Source organism: Cellulomonas sp. Leaf334, from assembly GCF_001424195.1.
GTDB lineage: Bacteria > Actinomycetota > Actinomycetes > Actinomycetales > Cellulomonadaceae > Cellulomonas.
The window spans coordinates 237,033-252,623 of the sequence record NZ_LMOO01000001.1 but is presented as its reverse complement, the minus strand read 5'-3'; the positions used below and the strand labels follow the sequence as shown (position 1 = coordinate 252,623).

At 72.5% G+C, this 15,591-nt stretch carries 15 protein-coding genes and 1 tRNA gene; all 16 read right to left on the bottom strand.

What is annotated here, in order from left to right; all coding sequences use genetic code 11:
- Positions 1–212: 212 nt before the first annotated feature.
- Positions 213–1,268: a zinc-dependent alcohol dehydrogenase family protein gene (locus ASF78_RS01175; RefSeq protein WP_056583903.1), complete on the bottom strand. Its 1,056-nt coding sequence runs from the start codon at positions 1,266–1,268 to the stop codon at positions 213–215.
- Positions 1,269–1,405: 137 nt separating this feature from the next.
- The gene (locus tag ASF78_RS01170) at positions 1,406–2,419 is read right to left on the bottom strand and encodes a TIGR00341 family protein (protein ID WP_056583900.1); all 1,014 of its coding nucleotides are present in this window, start codon (positions 2,417–2,419) and stop codon (positions 1,406–1,408) included.
- Between the two features lie 142 nt (positions 2,420–2,561).
- Positions 2,562–3,269 (bottom strand): ZIP family metal transporter, encoded by a 708-nt coding sequence (locus tag ASF78_RS01165; RefSeq protein WP_056583897.1) that lies wholly within the window; start codon positions 3,267–3,269, stop codon positions 2,562–2,564.
- A 500-nt stretch (positions 3,270–3,769) separates the two neighbouring features.
- Positions 3,770–3,843, bottom strand: a tRNA-Pro gene (locus ASF78_RS01160).
- Between the two features lie 27 nt (positions 3,844–3,870).
- Positions 3,871–4,902, bottom strand: a complete 1,032-nt coding sequence (locus ASF78_RS01155) for a hypothetical protein (protein ID WP_056583894.1) — start codon at positions 4,900–4,902, stop codon at positions 3,871–3,873.
- Complete coding sequence (der, locus tag ASF78_RS01150) at positions 4,902–6,377, bottom strand: ribosome biogenesis GTPase Der (protein ID WP_056583891.1); 1,476 nt, start codon at positions 6,375–6,377, stop codon at positions 4,902–4,904. The genes ASF78_RS01155 and der overlap by 1 nt, the downstream gene beginning before the upstream one ends.
- Positions 6,378–6,433: 56 nt before the next feature.
- Positions 6,434–7,249: a bifunctional 2-polyprenyl-6-hydroxyphenol methylase/3-demethylubiquinol 3-O-methyltransferase UbiG gene (locus ASF78_RS01145; protein ID WP_056583889.1), complete on the bottom strand. Its 816-nt coding sequence runs from the start codon at positions 7,247–7,249 to the stop codon at positions 6,434–6,436.
- A complete protein-coding gene (locus ASF78_RS01140) occupies positions 7,249–7,935 on the bottom strand; it encodes a 1-acyl-sn-glycerol-3-phosphate acyltransferase (protein ID WP_056583886.1) in 687 nt (228 codons plus the stop codon). Before ASF78_RS01140 ends, ASF78_RS01145 begins: the two co-directional genes overlap by 1 nt.
- Positions 7,932–8,642 carry a (d)CMP kinase gene (cmk, locus tag ASF78_RS01135; RefSeq protein WP_056583883.1) on the bottom strand — a complete coding sequence of 237 codons (711 nt, stop codon included), beginning with the start codon at positions 8,640–8,642 and terminating at the stop codon, positions 7,932–7,934. The genes ASF78_RS01140 and cmk overlap by 4 nt, the downstream gene beginning before the upstream one ends.
- Positions 8,624–9,733 carry a prephenate dehydrogenase gene (locus ASF78_RS01130; RefSeq protein ID WP_056583881.1) on the bottom strand — a complete coding sequence of 370 codons (1,110 nt, stop codon included), beginning with the start codon at positions 9,731–9,733 and terminating at the stop codon, positions 8,624–8,626. Before ASF78_RS01130 ends, cmk begins: the two co-directional genes overlap by 19 nt.
- Positions 9,730–10,476, bottom strand: coding sequence for a pseudouridine synthase (locus ASF78_RS23350; RefSeq protein WP_056583878.1), 747 nt, complete (start codon positions 10,474–10,476; stop codon positions 9,730–9,732). Before ASF78_RS23350 ends, ASF78_RS01130 begins: the two co-directional genes overlap by 4 nt.
- A gap of 542 nt (positions 10,477–11,018) precedes the next feature.
- Positions 11,019–11,675, bottom strand: coding sequence for an SMC-Scp complex subunit ScpB (scpB, locus tag ASF78_RS01120; protein WP_056583876.1), 657 nt, complete (start codon positions 11,673–11,675; stop codon positions 11,019–11,021).
- Positions 11,672–12,616: a ScpA family protein gene (locus ASF78_RS01115; protein WP_235518333.1), complete on the bottom strand. Its 945-nt coding sequence runs from the start codon at positions 12,614–12,616 to the stop codon at positions 11,672–11,674. The genes scpB and ASF78_RS01115 overlap by 4 nt, the downstream gene beginning before the upstream one ends.
- Positions 12,585–13,400, bottom strand: coding sequence for a ParA family protein (locus ASF78_RS01110; protein ID WP_235518482.1), 816 nt, complete (start codon positions 13,398–13,400; stop codon positions 12,585–12,587). The genes ASF78_RS01115 and ASF78_RS01110 overlap by 32 nt, the downstream gene beginning before the upstream one ends.
- Positions 13,401–13,515: 115 nt before the next feature.
- Positions 13,516–14,457: a site-specific tyrosine recombinase XerD gene (locus ASF78_RS01105; protein WP_235518330.1), complete on the bottom strand. Its 942-nt coding sequence runs from the start codon at positions 14,455–14,457 to the stop codon at positions 13,516–13,518.
- A gap of 2 nt (positions 14,458–14,459) precedes the next feature.
- Positions 14,460–15,434: a heme o synthase gene (locus ASF78_RS01100; RefSeq protein ID WP_369816293.1), complete on the bottom strand. Its 975-nt coding sequence runs from the start codon at positions 15,432–15,434 to the stop codon at positions 14,460–14,462.
- Between the last annotated feature and the right edge of the window lie 157 nt (positions 15,435–15,591).

The window sequence follows — 15,591 nt, the reverse complement described above, 5'->3', positions numbered from 1 at the left end:
ACACGGGGTCGGCGTGGTCCGCTGCGGACGGTCCTGGTGATCGTGGCGCACGACAACGGATGACAGTTCTGGAACAGGTCGCCCCCGCTGCGATGCAGGTGGTCACCCGCTCCGCGCGGCGAGCACGGACCCCGAGCGATCGGCAGGGTCGGCGACCGCCGGCGCAGAGGGACCCGGCTCTTCATGGAGCCGGGCCCCTCGTCCGTCACGTCTCACCGGGACAGGAGCACCTTGAGCGCCTGGGTCTGCGCCGCACGCCCGAAGGTGTCGTACGCCGAGACGATGTCGTCCAGGTCGAACCGGTGGGTGACGAACGCCTCCACGGGCAGCTTCCCTGCCGCGACCAGGCGAAGGAGCATCGGCAGCGTCGTGGTGTTGACGAGGCCGGTGGTGATCGTGATGTTCCGGATCCACAGGTCCTGCAGCGCGAGCTCGGCCGGCGCCCCGTGCACCCCGACGTTCGCGACGTGCCCGCCGGGTCGGACCAGCTCGGTGCACATCGTGAACGTCTGCGGGATGCCGACGCACTCGATCGCGACGTCGACCCCCGCGTCGTCCGTGATCGCCAGCACCTGCGCCTTCCAGTCGGGTGCCGAGGCGTCGACCGTGGCCGTCGCGCCCAGCCGCTTCGCGACGTCGAGGCGGTGGCCGTCCGTGTCGAGGGCGATGATCTGCGCGGCCCCGTACAACCCTGCGGTGGCGACCGCGGCGAGGCCGACCGGCCCGGCTCCCACGACCGCGACGGAGTCGCCGGGCTGGACGTGCCCGTACCGGACGCCGATCTCGAATCCCGTCGGCAGGATGTCCGAGAGCAGCACGGCCAGCTCGTCAGGCACGTTCGACGGGAGGCGGTGCAGGGAGCTGTCGGCGAACGGCACCCGGACGAGCTCCGCCTGGGTTCCGTCGATGAGGTGGCCGAGCACCCAGCCGATCCCAGGCATCCCCTCGGCTGCGAGACAGTGGGACGGGTTCTGGCTCCGGCAGTAGGTGCACACACCGCACCCGCTGATGCACGAGATGATGACCCGCTCGCCGACAGCGTGGCTGCGAACGCTCTCGCCGACCGCCACGATCGTCCCGACGCCCTCGTGCCCGAGCACGCGTCCGTCCGTCACCGCCGGGACGTCGCCGTGCAGGATGTGCAGGTCGGTACCGCAGATGGTCGTGGTGTCGATCCGGACCACGGCGTCGGTCGGTTCGAGCAGACGCGCGTCCGGGACCTCCTCCCACGCGATGGTGTTCGGACCATGGAACACGAGCGCCTTCATGGTGACTCCTCACCTCGACCACGTCGGGCACGGTTGCCCGCGCATCTCCAGCGATACTCCGCGGCGCGGCGAGAGGACAGGGCCGATGGTCCTGCCAGATCGTCAGGACGACGACGGCCGTGGGGTGCACGGCTGCGTCAGTCGGACCCGACCCGGCCCACCTCCTGACGGTCTCCGAAGTTCGTGACGATGACCACCGGCGTGCCGCGCGGCACCGCGCTCTCGAGCGAGCGGACGAGGACGTCAGCGTCCGGAAGGTCACCCTGCGTGCGGACGTCGATCTCGACCTGGGAGCCGCTGTACGACACCTGGGTCACGTTCGCGCCGGAGACGTCCGCGAGCCAGGCGTCCGCGGCGCGCTCCACCCGTTCGGACTTCAGTGCGACCTGGTAGGTGAAGACGGTGTTGCCGACGAGCGGGAGCGCGACGATCACGAGGACCACCACGATGGTCGCGTAGGTGCGGCGCCGGGTCGGCTGCTCCTGGCCCACCGGGGCGACCCCGTACCCGGTGATCGCGAACACCAGGGTGCCCGCGAGGACGAGGGCGACCGCGTTCGACAGGAACAGCAGGAGGGCACCACCCGCCAGGCCGGGGGCACCGTCGCCGAGGCACACCCCGACGACGGCGAGCGGCGGGACGAGCGAGATGGCGATGGCCACCCCCGGCAGGACCGCCGCGACGTCCCGCCGGGCCAGCGCGATGGCGCCCGCGAAGCCCGTGGCGACGGCCGCGATGAGATCGAGCAGCCCAGGAGAGGTGCGCGACGTGATCTGTCCGTTCGACAGGAGGTCGAAGGATGTCGGGACGACGAGGGAGAACACTGCACCGACCGCGACGACCAGGGCGACTCCCAGGGTCACGATCCACGCGGACTGCACGGCCGACCGTGGGGCACCCCGGGCCAGCCCCAGAGCCAGTCCCATGATCGGGGTCGACAGCGGCGCGATGATCATGGCGCCGATGACGGTCGCCGTGGAGTCGGCCAGCACCCCCGCCGTCGCGATGACGGAGCTCAGCAGGAGCATCGTCCAGAACGCCGACCGTTTCGCGGACACCTCCCCCGCGAACAGGTCCAGGTCGGCGGTCAGGTCGTCGTTCGTCCGACGTTGGCTGTCCGGGAGCACGCGACGAAGAACGTTCCAGGCCATGCCCGCATCGTGGCAGCGTCGCTCCGGTCGGCCGGTCGCGACATGCCGCGAGACAAGCGGGTGGAGTCCGGGCCTGTCATCGCCTCCTCTCCCCGCATCCCGACGTCACCCAGAGCACCTCCGCCGACATCGGCCGGAGCGCTCACGTGAGCGCGGACAGCCCGGCCGCGACGGCGAACCCGAGAACAGCGGCCAGACCCGCCTTGTCCTGCGCCTTCTCCGTGGCCTCGGGGATCATCGAACCCACCAGCATGACCAGCAAGGCTCCGGCGGCAAAACCGTCCACGCCGGCCTCGAACCGCTCCGCCGTGACACGGGAGACCGCGTAGCCCGCGAGCGTCGCCCCCGTGCAGACGACCGCCACGACTGTCCACAACTGCAGGATGCGACGGCGGGGCTGACCCGCGGCCCGCATGTCGCTCGACGACCCGATCGCCTCGGGAAGGTTCGACACGAAGATCGAGACCAGCAGCGCGATCCCGACGCCCTCGCCCTGGCCCAGTCCGAGCCCGAGCACCGCCTGCTCGGGGATGCCGTCCAGCAAGGCGCCCAGAGCGAGCGGAAGGCCGGCCACGCCCACCCGCGACCGGGCGCCCAGCCGCTGGACGACGCGATCGGCTCCGTAGAACGCCAGTGCGCCGGCGGCCAGGCCGATCGTCAGCGACAGACCGCCACCACGCTCGAACCCCTCCTGCGCCAGCTCGAAGGAGACGCTCGAGATCAGCGCTCCGGCGCCGAACCCGAGCACGACGCCGATCAGCGCCCGCGGCCAGTCCCGCAGGATGCCCAGGACGGCACCGACGACCAGGGACGACGCGGCGACGGCCCCCCAGCCCAGCGCCTCCCACATCAGCAGGACCGCCCGGGGCGGAGACGTCGCGATGTGCCGGTGACCCTCATCGAGACTCCCGTCGCTCGGAGCAGAACCTCCCCATGATCACCGTCCACGGCCCGCACCGGTGGGACCGCCGCGTCGTCAACCTTCCGTGCCCTCTCACGTCACCCGGGCGAGCACGTGCAACCGGGTTCTCCATGACGTGATCGAGGCGGACCGGGAGTCCCCGGCCCCGCGCACGAATGACGTGTCCGCGCAGAGGATCTGCCTGACAACGGCCCCGCGCACGAATGACGTGTCCGCGCAGAGGATCTGCCTGACAACCGCGACCAGTGCGAGGAACGCGAAGACGGCGGCGGCGGGGATACGGGAACGCCAGCGCCGATGAGCAGCCGGGGGCCGGAGCGGCGGTGACGATCAACGCTGACACAGATGCGACAAAGGCCCCTCTCCACAACTGGTGGAGAAGAGCCTTGTCGGTGCCAGATCTTTGGTGTGACCTGCGCGTTCATCGGTCGGGCTGACAGGATTTGAACCTGCGACCCCTTGACCCCCAGTCAAGTGCGCTACCAAGCTGCGCCACAGCCCGATGGCTCCCGCAGAAGCCTCGGAAACTCTACCCCACGGGCGAGGTGGTCCTGTCATCGGCGATCACGTCGAGCTCGGCGGCGACGACCCCGAGGATCAGCAGGTCGACCAGGAGGCCGAACGTCGCGTCCCAGGGTGAGAGCCGGAAGAGGAAGATCTGGGTGACGAGGAGGGCGACGAGCGCGGCGCGGCGGAACCAGCGGTAGCCGGCTTCGCGGTCGCGGCGGACCTCGACGAGGCCGACGACGGCGAACGCGGTGGATGCGAGGCCGCTGAGCAGGATGCCGGCGACGAGCCAGACGGGCTGGTCGTCGGACGCGGTCCAGCCGTAGATGCCGCGGGCGAGCGTCACGACGGACGTGGCGACGAGGACGGCCACGGTCACCCAGGGGACCCAGCGGGCGCGCACGAGCCAGCGTGAGGCGGCGACGACCCACCGGGACGTGGCGCCGATGGGGTCGGGGACCTCGTCGGCGTCGTGCTCGACCGAGTCGAGCAGGGCGCGCACCTCGTCGGCTCCGGGGGCGTCACCGGCACGGGACAGGTACCAGCGTGCGCGGGTGCGTTCGCGGGTGCTGAAGCCCCCGGAGAGGCCGGCGACGGCCTGGTCGGTGGCGGCGGCAAGGTACTCGGCGGGGTCGCGAGGGTGGCGTCTCTGGAGGACGTCGGCGAAGAGTCCCAGGGAGATGACCACGAGGTAGATCAGGGCGGCCGTCGGCTCCCAGAAGTAGTCGTAGTCGGACGTGACGAACTTGCCGATCTCGTCGATGAACAGCCCGAAGCCGATGCCGGAGACGACGACGGAGACGCGGCGGGCGACGGGTCCGATGAACGTCATGAGCCCGATGAACGCCAGCGCCATGAGCAGCCCGCCCCACAGGACGTGCGAGATGTGCACTCCCCCACCGCCCAGCTGCGGGAACCCGGTGAGGCCGAGCAGCAGGCGCGTCACGATGACGGTGGCGAGCGTGGTCACCAGGAAGCCGGTGATGTGGCTGCTCGACGCGGGGTCGCGCGGCAGGCCGAGCCTCAGGAGAGGGCGGCGTCGCGCGACGACCATCACCGCTTGCGCTTCTCCCGCACCCGGACGGAGATCGAGATGGGCGTGCCCTCGAACCCGAACGTCTCTCGGAGGCGGCGCTCGATGTAGCGGCGGTAGCCGGGGTCGAGGAAGCCGGTCGCGAAGATGACGAAGCGCGGCGGGCGGGTGGACGCCTGCGTCGCGAACAGGATGCGGGGCTGCTTGCCGCCGCGCAGCGGGTGCGGGTGCGCTGCGACGAGCTCGCCGAGGAACGCGTTGAGGCGCCCGGTGGAGATGCGGGTGTCCCAGGACTCGAGCGCCCGCTCGAGCGCGGGGACCATGCGGTCGGTGTGCCAGCCGGTCTTCGCGGAGATGTTCACGCGCGGCGCCCACTGCACCTGGACGAGGTCCTGCTCGATCTCGCGCTCGAGGAACGGGCGGCGGTCCTCGTCCATGAGGTCCCACTTGTTGTACGCGATGACCAGGGCGCGGCCGGCCTCGATGACCTGCGTGATCACGCGGGTGTCCTGCTCGGTGAGCTTCACGGAGGCGTCGACCAGGACGACGGCCACCTCGGCCTTCTCGATCGCGGCCTGCGTGCGCAGCGAGGCGTAGAAGTCGGCGCCGGACGTCTGGTGCACGCGGCGGCGGATCCCGGCGGTGTCGACGAAGACCCAGGGCTTTCCCTTGAGCGCGACGAGCTCGTCGACCGGGTCGCGCGTGGTTCCGGCGACGGAGTCGACGACGACGCGCTCGGCGCCGAGCACCTTGTTCAGCAGCGAGGACTTGCCTACGTTCGGGCGGCCGACCAGCGCGACGCGACGGGGTCCGTCGGGGATCGGGGTGCCGTGCGCGGAGACCTCGGGCAGCGCCTCGATCGCGGCGTCGAGCAGGTCGCCTGTGCCGCGGCCGTGCAGCGCGGAGACGGGGAACGGCTCGCCGAGCCCGAGGGACCACAGGTTGGCGGCGTCGGCCTCTCCGGCAGGGCCGTCGACCTTGTTGGCGCACAGCACGACAGGCTTGCCGGCCTTGCGGAGCAGGCGGACCACCTGGGTGTCGGTCTCGGTAACGCCGACGGTGGCGTCGACGACGAAGATCACGGCGTCGGCCAGCGAGATGGCGACCTCGGCCTGCTGGGCGACGCGCGCCTCGATGCCGGCGACGTCGACCTCCCAGCCGCCGGTGTCGACGAGCGTGAACCGCTTGCCGGACCAGTCGGCCGGGTAGCTCACGCGGTCGCGCGTGACTCCGGGCCTGTCCTCGACGACGGCCTCGCGGCGGCCGAGGATGCGGTTGACGAGGGTCGACTTGCCGACGTTCGGGCGGCCGACCACGGCGAGCACCGGGAAGACGACGACCGGCTCCTCACCGATCTCCCCGACGTCGCCGGCGTGCAGGAGGGCAAGGTCCTCGTCCTCGAGCTCGTACTCGGTGAGCCCTGCGCGCAGCGCCCGCTCACGGTCGGCGTCGGCGGCCTCGTCGGGCAGCGCAAAGGTCGGATCGGGCTCAGTCATGCACCCATTGTCCCCTGTGGACCGACCCCGGGACGACTACCGGCGCGAGAGTCCCGTCACGGACGCCAGATCACGACGGCGACGTCGCGCACCCGCTCGGCGAACGTGCCGCTCGGGGACGCCGACCGCAGGAGCGCGCGCAGGTCGTCGTCGAACTCCTGGATCCGCGGGCCGAACAGGTGCGGGGCCGCGCTGGACAACGAGTGGACCGCGGAGACGAGCTCGTCCGTCGAGCGTTTCACGACGTCGCCACGGACCACCTCGAGCCGCTGCGGCCCGTGGAAGCCGGCCTCCCGCAGGACGTCCTCCTCGCCGCCGCGCGTCCCGGACGGCAGCACACCCTGGCCTGCCCGGCGGACCGGTCCGAGGTAGCCGACGACGAGCTCGTCGACCTGATCCCACGGCGGCCGCGGGTGCGGCAGCGGGTCGTCGCCCTCGACACCGCGGTCCGTCGTCGCGGCGACGTGCACCCACGCGCCGCCGGGCTCGATCATCGGGCGGACCGCCCGGGCGACCCGCGGCTGATCCATCCAGTGGAACGACTGCGCGAACGTGACCAGCCGGAACGTCCCGAGGTCCGCGGGCAGCTCCTCCGCGCGCAGGTGCCGCCACTCGACACCCGCGACGCCTGAGCGACGGGCCTCCGCGATCATCCCGGCGTCGGCGTCGACGCCCACGGCGGACGCGACCAGGGGTGCGAGCAGCCGGGTCAGGGATCCCGGGCCGCAGCCGACGTCGAGCAGCCGCCCGCTGCCGTCGAGGCCCAGCTCGTCGCGCAGGACGTCGGCGAGAGCCGTCGGGTACGCCATCCGACCGACGGCGTAGTGCCCGGCGCTGCCCTCGTAGAGGCTCGGGTCCCACGACCAGCCCATCAGAGCGCGCGTTCCCTGTTGGGGTCGTCGGTCGGCAGGACGATCCCGGTGCGGGCGCTGGCGCGGTCGACGAGGTCGGCGAGGGCCACCCGGATCGACTCGTTCGCGCCCTCGAGGGCGGCCCGTCCGGACATGCCGGGGAGACGTTGCAGGACCAGCGGCTCACCGAACTCGATCGCTAGCCGACGACGCAGACCCGGCACGTGCCCGACCGACTCCCCCGTCCGCCGCGTGCCGAGCACGGCCACCGGCACGACCGGCGCATGCGCGTTCAGCGCGAGCCAGGCGATGCCGGCGCGCGCGCTCGCCGCGTCGCCCTTGCCACGGTTCCCCTCGGGGAAGACACCGACGACACCCGCGCGCTTGAGCACGACGAGCGCGTTGCTGAGTGCCGAGCGCCCCCCGTCGTGCTCCACCGGGATCTGACCGGCGGCACGCAGGACGGAGCCCACGGGGCCCCAGAACATCTCCGACTTCACCAGCATGTGCGACGGCCGCGGCGAGACACCGAGCAGGATCGGTCCGTCGACGATTCCTGTGTGGTTCGCCGCGAACAGGACCGGCCCGTCGGTGGGCACCAGGTGCGCGGCCGTGACCTCGGTGTTCCAGACGACCCGTGCGAGGAACCGGCCGATCCAGCGCGCCCAGCGCGGACCGCGCTCCGACGGGCCGGTCGGCGTGCTCACGGGCGGGGGCCGACGACCGACTCGACGACGTCGAGCACGGCCTGCACCGTCTGGTCGAAGTCCAGGTGCGACGAGTCCACGGTCACCACCCCGTCGGCGGCGACGTGGAACTCCACGACGGTCGAGTCGTCGGCGTCGCGACGCAGCACCTGGTCACGGGTGGCCTCGACGGCCGCGGCGTCGTCCGTGCCGTGCACGTCGCGCGCGCGCCGGGCGAGCCGGGCGTCCTCGCTCGCGGTCAGCAGCACGCGGACGTCGGCGTCTGGCGCGACGACGGTCGTGATGTCGCGACCCTCGGCGACGATGCCGCGGCCGTGGACGCGTGCCGACTCGATCTCCGCGCGCTGGAGCCGCCCGAGCTCGGCGCGCACCGCGAGGTTGGTCGCGACGGCGCTCACGGCCGCGGAGATCTCCGTGGTCCTGATCGCCTCGCCGACATCGATCCCGTCGACGTGCACCGCCGGGTCGAGCGGGTCCACACCCATCACCAGGGGCAGCGTCTGCACCTGCCCGGCGACCGCGTCGACGTCCGTCAGCGCGACGCCCTGGTGCAGGCACCACCACGTCGCTGCCCGGTACATCGCCCCGGTGTCGAGGTACGCCAGACCGAGCGCGGTCGCCACGCCCCGTGACACGCTCGACTTGCCCGACCCCGACGGACCGTCGATCGCGACGACTATCGCCCTGCTCAACTCACCAGTCTCCATCCGCGGGCTGTCAGCTCCGCCTCGAGGTGCTCCACCCGACCGGGCAGCACCGAGATCTCCGCCATGCCCACCGGCCGGCCGGCGGCGTGCTCGAGGTGCAGGTCCTCGAGGTTGACCCCCGCCTCACCCACCTCGGTCAGCAGCCGCGCGAGCTCGCCGGGGGCGTCGGGTACCAGCACGGTGACGACGCCGTAGACCCGTTGCGCGCCGCCGTGCTTGCCGGGGATGCGCGCGACGCCCGCGTTCCCGTCGGAGATCGCCTGCGCCAGCGTGGCGAGCGCCCCGAGCTCGATCGTCTCGGGTCCGTCGGCGGCAGCCGCCTGCGCGAGCGCGTCGATCACCGTGTCGAGGTCGGTGCGCAGGTGGCACAGGACGTCGCGGACGGCGGCCGCGTTCGCGGCGAGGATCGAGGTCCAGAGCGCGGGGTCGGACGCCGCCAGGCGCGTGACGTCGCGCAGGCCCTGTCCGGCGAGCCCGAGCGCGGCGTCGTCGGCGTCGCGCAACCGGGCGGCGACGAGGCTCGCTGCCACCTGCGGCACGTGCGAGACCGCGGCGACCGCGGCGTCGTGCGCGTCGGCGTCCATCGTCACCGGCACCGCCCCGAGGTCGACGGCGAGCGAGCGCACGGCCAGCACGGCGTCCGGGTGCGACGAGCCCGAGTCCGCGATCACCCACGGGCGACCGAGGAACAGGTCGGGGACGGCGGCCGACGGGCCCGACCGCTCGCGGCCCGCCATCGGGTGCGAGCCGACGTACCGCGTGAGGTCCGCACCCGCGGCCCTGAGCTCCGCCAGCACGTACCCCTTGACGCTCGCCACGTCGGTCACGACGGCGTCCGGGTACGCGTCCAGCTCCGCGCGGACCACGTCGGCGGTGACGTCGGGCGGGGCCGCGACGACGATCAACGCCGGTGCGACGTCGTCGGGAGCCGCCGGTCGACCGGCCCCGACGTCCCGAGCCAGTGCCAGCGCGGTGCGCGACGGGTCGTGCAGGACGACGTCGACTCCGTGGGTGGTCAGCGCGAGACCGACCGACGTGCCCAGCAGGCCGGTGCCGACGATGCGCACCGGCCCTCGCGTCGCCAGCGTCACATGCCCACCCGTGTCATCAGGGAGCCCACCTCGGTCTTCGACAGCACACGCGTGCGACCCGGCTTCAGGTCGCCGAGCCGGATCGGGCCGATCTGCGTGCGGACCAGCTGTGTGACCGGGTAGCCGACCTCGTCGAAGATCCGGCGCACGATGCGGTTGCGGCCCTCGTGCAGCTCGATCTCCACCAGGCTGGCCTGCGGGGTCGTCTGCACGATCTGGAACTTGTCGACCTTGGCGACGCCGTCCTCGAGCTCGACGCCCTTGACCAGGCGCGCGCCGAGCGACGGCGTCACGCGACCCTCGAGCTGGACCAGGTACACCTTGGTGACGCCGTGCGACGGGTGCGACAGGCGGTTGGCCAGGTCCCCGTCGTTGGTCAGCAGGATCAGGCCCTCGGTCTCGGCGTCGAGGCGGCCGACGTGGAACAGCCGCTCCTCGCGGTCGGACACGAACTGACCGATCGACGGCCGGCCTTCGGGGTCGTGCATCGTGGAGACGACCCCCTTCGGCTTGTTCAGCGCGATGGTCACGATCGACGAGTCCAGCTGCACGCGCATGCCGTCGACGTGGATGACCGCTGTGAGCGGGTCGACGCGCACGCCCAGCTCGAGCACCGTGTTGCCGTCGACCGTCACGCGTCCGGCGGAGATGAGGTCCTCGCACGAACGTCGCGACCCCAGACCCGCCGCTGCGAGCACCTTCTGCAGACGCACGCCGTCGGGGTCGTGGACGTCGATCGTCACCTCGGGCGTGCGGCTCGGCTTCCGCGGCCGGCTCGACGCACCGTCGCTGCGGGGACGGCCGGCACCACCGCTGCGGGGGTAGCCGCTCCCGCTCTTCGGACGAGGCGCACCGCTGCGCGCCCCTGCACCCGGCCCGCCGCGCGATGCGCCTCCGGTCGCACCTCGCGAGCCACCACCGCTGCTCGGGCCACCGCGGTACCCGCCGCTGTCGCGAGAGTCGCCACCGGCGCTCGAGCCGCCACCGCGTTGACCCCCGGTGTCGCGGGACCCACCGGCGCTCCCGCCGCGAGCGTCGCCGCCTGCGCTGCTCCCCCGGTAGCCGCCGCCACCGCTGCTGCGGTACCCGTCGCCGCCGCCCGTGCTGCCGCGGTAGCCCTCGCCCCCACCGGCCCCGCGGTACCCGCCGCTGCTGCCACCCCGGGACCCGCCGGCGCTGCCGCCCCGGCTCGCGCCGGACCCGCTGCTGCCCCGCGGCGCGCCGCCCCTGCCGCCGGACTGACCACCGGACTGGCCGGCGCCCCCTGACCGTCGTTCCTGCGGGCTCATCTGTTGTCTCCGATCGCCTGGTCGACGCCGTCGAAGGCGTCGATGTCCGGCAGGTAGGGCGCGAGCGGGGGCATCTCGTCCAGGCTGGACAGCCCCATCCGCTCCAAGAAGTATCCCGTGGTCTGGTAGAGCACGGCACCGCTCGACGGATCCGTGCCGACCTCGGCGACCAGTCCGCGCGTGGTGAGCGTCCGGACGACGCCGTCGACGTTCACGCCACGGACCGCCGACACCTGCCCGCGCGTCACGGGCTGGCGGTAGGCGATGACGGCGAGCGTCTCGAGCGCCGCCTGCGTGAGCCGGGCGGTCTGCCCCTCGAGCACGAACCGCCCGACCACGTCCGCGTAGACCGGCGCGGAGTAGATCCGCCAGCCGTCCCCGACGCGTCGCACCTCGAAGCCGCGCGGCCGACCGCCGTTGTCGCCGCGGTACTCGGCGGCAAGCTCGTCGAGGAGCGCCTCGACCCGGGCGGTCGGCAGCGCGAGGACCGTGGCCAGCCGGACGGCCGCGATGGGCTCGTCGGCGACCATGAGGACCGCCTCGAGCGCGGCCAGGGCACCGCCGGGAAGGTCGTCGACGTCGAAGGCGAGCTCGTCGGCGGCGGCGGGATCGGTCTCGTCCACCACCGCGTCGTCAGCGGGCTGCTCGGTCATGCGTCCTCCTCGGCGGAACCGCTACCGGCCGCCAGCTCTGCGTCGAGTGTGGTGTCCAGCGTGTCGAAATCGTCGGACACCTCGATCTCGCCCTCCTCGGATCCCGTCCAGCGCACGGTCAGCTCGCCCAGGGGCGTGACCTGGTCGAACGCGACGGCACCCTCCCGGAACAGCTCTAGCAGCGCGAGGAACCGCGCGACGACGACGACCGTGGCCCCGGCGTCCGCGGTCAGCGCGCGGAACGACATCGCGCCGCCGTGCCGCAGCCGGTCCACCAGCACCGCGGCCTGCTCGCGGACGCTGACGGCCGGGGCGTGCAGGTGGCTGATGTCGACACCGGGAGGTGCCGCCTTCGGCTGCTCGGCCTTCGCCGCCAGCGCTGCCAGCTGCTCGGGACCGATCTGCCAGACCAGCTCGGGCAGCAGCGCGGCCAGGTGCGGTTCGAGGGTCACCAGGCGCGGGAAGCGCCGACCCTCGGTCGCGAACCGTTCGGCGAGGTCCGCGGCCACCAGCTTGTACGCGCGGTACTGCAGAAGCCGGGCGAAGAGCAGGTCGCGCGCCTCGAGCAGCTCCAGGTCCTCCGCGTCCTCGACGTCCGCCGAGGGCAGCAGCCGGGCGGCCTTGAGGTCGAGCAGCGTGGCGGCGATGACCAGGAACTCGCTCGCCTGGCCGAGGTCCCACTGCTTCTCGGCGCCGCGCAGGTGCGCGATGAACTCGTCGGTGACCTGCGCGAGGGCGACCTCGGTGATGTCGAGCTTGTGCTTGGCGATCAGCCCCAGGAGCAGGTCGAACGGACCGCTGAAGTTGGTGAGGTGGACCTCGAACGCGCTGGTGCCGACCGGGGACGGTGCAGGCGCGTTCGCACCCGCCGGCCCCTCGGCCGACTGCTCGGGTGGGACCGCGCGCTCGTCAGGCGGCGTCGCCACGGGCGACGAGCTCACGTGCCAGCTGACGGTAGGCCGCCGCACCCGAGTGCGTCGGGGCGTAGGTGGTGATCGGCTCCGCGGCCACGGTGGCGTCGGGGAACTTGACGGTGCGGCTGATGACGGTGTGCAGGAGGGTGTCGCCGAACGCCTCGTTGACGCGCGCGACGACCTCCCGTGCGTGCAGGGTCCGCGGGTCGTACATGGTCGCCAGGATGCCGTCGACCTCGAGACGCGGGTTCAGCCGGTCGCGCACCTTCTCGATCGTCTCGACGAGCAGCGCGACCCCGCGCAGCGCGAAGAACTCGCACTCCAGCGGGATGAGCACCCCGTGCGCGGCGGTCAGGGCGTTGACGGTGAGCAGGCCGAGGGACGGCTGGCAGTCGATCATCACGACGTCGTAGTCGTCGAGCACCGGACGCAGCGTCCGGGCCAGCACCGACTCGCGGGCCACCTCGCCCACCAGCTGCACCTCGGCGGCGGACAGGTCGATATTGGCGGGCAGCAGGTCGAGGCCCGGCGTCGCGGTGTGCTGGATGAGCGAGTGGATGTCGGCGTCCCGCTCCATGAGCAGGTTGTAGACCGTGCGGTCCAGCTCGTGCGGGCTGATGCCCAGCCCCACGGACGCGGCACCCTGCGGGTCGAAGTCGACGATGAGCACCTTGCGGCCGTACTCCGCCAGAGCAGCGGCCAGGTTGATGGTCGTCGTCGTCTTGCCGACGCCGCCCTTCTGGTTGCACAGGGCGATCACGCGCGCCGGACCGTGCGACGCCAGAGGTGGGGGCTCGGGGAACGCGGGCATGGGCCGCCCGACGGCATCGAGCTGCGGGTCGGTCGTCTGCTGGCTCACCACGCGGGACAACCTACCGGAGCAGGGCGCCCGATGGCCGCGCGACAGTCCGACGCACGGCCGATGCTCACCGTGCTCGGGGGTGCGAGGCCGCGTAGACCTCGCGGAGCGTGTCCGACGTGACCATCGTGTACAGCTGCGTCGTGGTGACCGACGCGTGCCCGAGCAGCTCCTGGACCACCCGGACGTCGGCGCCCCCGGCGAGCAGGTGCGTCGCGAACGAGTGCCGCAGCGTGTGCGGGGAGATCTGCTCGGCACCCGCCAGCCCGGCACGCTCCGCGGCCAGCCGCAGGACCGCCCACGCGCTCTGTCGGCTGAGCCGCGCCCCGCGCGTGTTGAGGAACACCCCCGGCGACCCGCCCGTGCTGCCGACGGCCAGCGTCGGCCGCGCCAGCACCAGGTAGGTCTCCACCGCCTCGAGCGCGAACGCGCCCAGCGGGACGACACGCTCCTTGCTCCCCTTGCTGATCAGCCGCACCGCCGCACGTCCGGGGGTGCGGTCCACGTCGTCGACGTCGAGCCCCACCGCCTCGGAGATGCGCGCCCCCGTGCCGTAGACGAGCTCGAGCAGCGCGCGGTCCCGCAGGGGGACCGGTCCGTCACCCAGCCCCGCCGCGTCCAGCAGGCGCTCGACGTCCTCGACGGAGATCGCCTTCGGCAGCCGCTTCGGCGGAGCCGGGGGCTTCACGGCTCGGGCGGGATCGACGCCGGTCACGCCGCCCAGCAGGAGGAACTTGTGCCACCCGCGGACCGCCACGACGATGCGGGCCGCCGACGAGTCGGACAGTGCCGTACGACCGTCGGACCCGGCACGCACCGCGACGAGGAAGTCCTCGACGTCCGGCGCGGCCACGTCAGCGGGCGCGGAATGACCGCGGGAGACCAGGAACGCCGTGTAGCGGGTCAGGTCCCGGCGGTAGGCGAGCAGGGTGTTCGTCGAGAGGCCGCGCTCGGCCGACAGGTGGGCGAGATAGAGCTCGACCGCTGCGTCGATCGCCGACCCGGTCACGCTCAGAACGGGAGGAACACGTCCACCGCGATCGCGACGGACAGCAGCGTGAGGTAGGTGATCGACGCGTGGAACACGCTCATCGCGCGCAGCTTGCCGGCCTCCGGGTGCTCGGCGCGGCGCAGCAGACCGATGCACGCCCAGAGGAACCAGAGCCCGAGCGCGAGCGCGACGACGCCGTACACCCAGGTCATGCCCTGCACGGGCACCAGGAGCAGCGAGCACGCGATCATCGCGACCGTGTACGCGATCATCTCGCGGGCGACCTTGGTGTCCTTGGCCACGACGGGCAGCATCGGGACGCCCGCCGCGGCGTAGTCCCGACGGAACTTCATCGACAGCGGCCAGTAGTGCGGCGGCGTCCAGAAGAAGATCACGCCGAACAGCAGCACCGCGGTCCAGGACACGCCACCGGTGACCGCCGACCAGCCGATGAGCACCGGCATGCACCCGGCCGCGCCGCCCCAGACGATGTTCTGCGGGGTGCGGCGCTTGAGGATCATCGTGTAGCCGACGACGTAGATGAGGATCGCTGCCGCGGTGAGCCACGCCGACGCCGCGTTCACCATGACGGCGAGCCAGGCGAGGGACAGGACGCCGAGCGCGAGCCCGAAGATCAGTGCTGCGCGGGGACTGACCTCACCGGTGACGATCGGTCGCCGCTTGGTGCGGTTCATGATCTTGTCGATGTCGCGGTCGAGGTAGCAGTTGAGGACGTTGGCCGAGCCGGCCGCGGCCGCTCCGCCGACGAGCGTCGCGACGACCAGCCCGAAGCCGGGGAAGCCGCCCTGCGCCAGGATCATCGTCGGGAGCGTGGTGACCAGCAGCAGCTCGATCACGCGCGGCTTCGTCAGCGCGACGTACGGGCCGACGGTCCGGCGCAACCGCGCGAGGGGGCCGCTCGGGGCGACGGCGACCGTCGTGTCAGGAGCAGCCGGGGTCGTCGCGGCCGACGCTCCGGCGTCGTCGACTGACAAGGGGCTGCTGAGGCGCACGCTCTGCGGTTCCGTTCCGTGTTCCGGTGGGGGTGGTTCGCGCAGCCATGCTACGGCCTGCGCCTGCACCGGGGCGCGACGCGGGCGCCGGAAACGCCCGGCATGCCGTGTGAGATCGGTCGCTCGGCCGGGTGCTGGT

Excerpts from the sequence above, each read along its gene's own strand:
- ASF78_RS01175 (WP_056583903.1), bottom strand. The coding sequence starts at position 1,268 with ATGAAGGCGCTCGTGTTCCATGGTCCGAACACCATCGCGTGGGAGGAG.
- ASF78_RS01170 (WP_056583900.1), bottom strand. The coding sequence starts at position 2,419 with ATGGCCTGGAACGTTCTTCGTCGCGTGCTCCCGGACAGCCAACGTCGG.
- ASF78_RS01165 (WP_056583897.1), bottom strand. The coding sequence starts at position 3,269 with ATGTGGGAGGCGCTGGGCTGGGGGGCCGTCGCCGCGTCGTCCCTGGTC.
- ASF78_RS01155 (WP_056583894.1), bottom strand. The coding sequence starts at position 4,902 with ATGGTCGTCGCGCGACGCCGCCCTCTCCTGAGGCTCGGCCTGCCGCGC.
- der (WP_056583891.1), bottom strand. The coding sequence starts at position 6,377 with ATGACTGAGCCCGATCCGACCTTTGCGCTGCCCGACGAGGCCGCCGAC.
- ASF78_RS01145 (WP_056583889.1), bottom strand. The coding sequence starts at position 7,249 with ATGGGCTGGTCGTGGGACCCGAGCCTCTACGAGGGCAGCGCCGGGCAC.
- cmk (WP_056583883.1), bottom strand. The coding sequence starts at position 8,642 with ATGGAGACTGGTGAGTTGAGCAGGGCGATAGTCGTCGCGATCGACGGT.
- scpB (WP_056583876.1), bottom strand. The coding sequence starts at position 11,675 with ATGACCGAGCAGCCCGCTGACGACGCGGTGGTGGACGAGACCGATCCC.
- ASF78_RS01110 (WP_235518482.1), bottom strand. The coding sequence starts at position 13,400 with ATGCCCGCGTTCCCCGAGCCCCCACCTCTGGCGTCGCACGGTCCGGCG.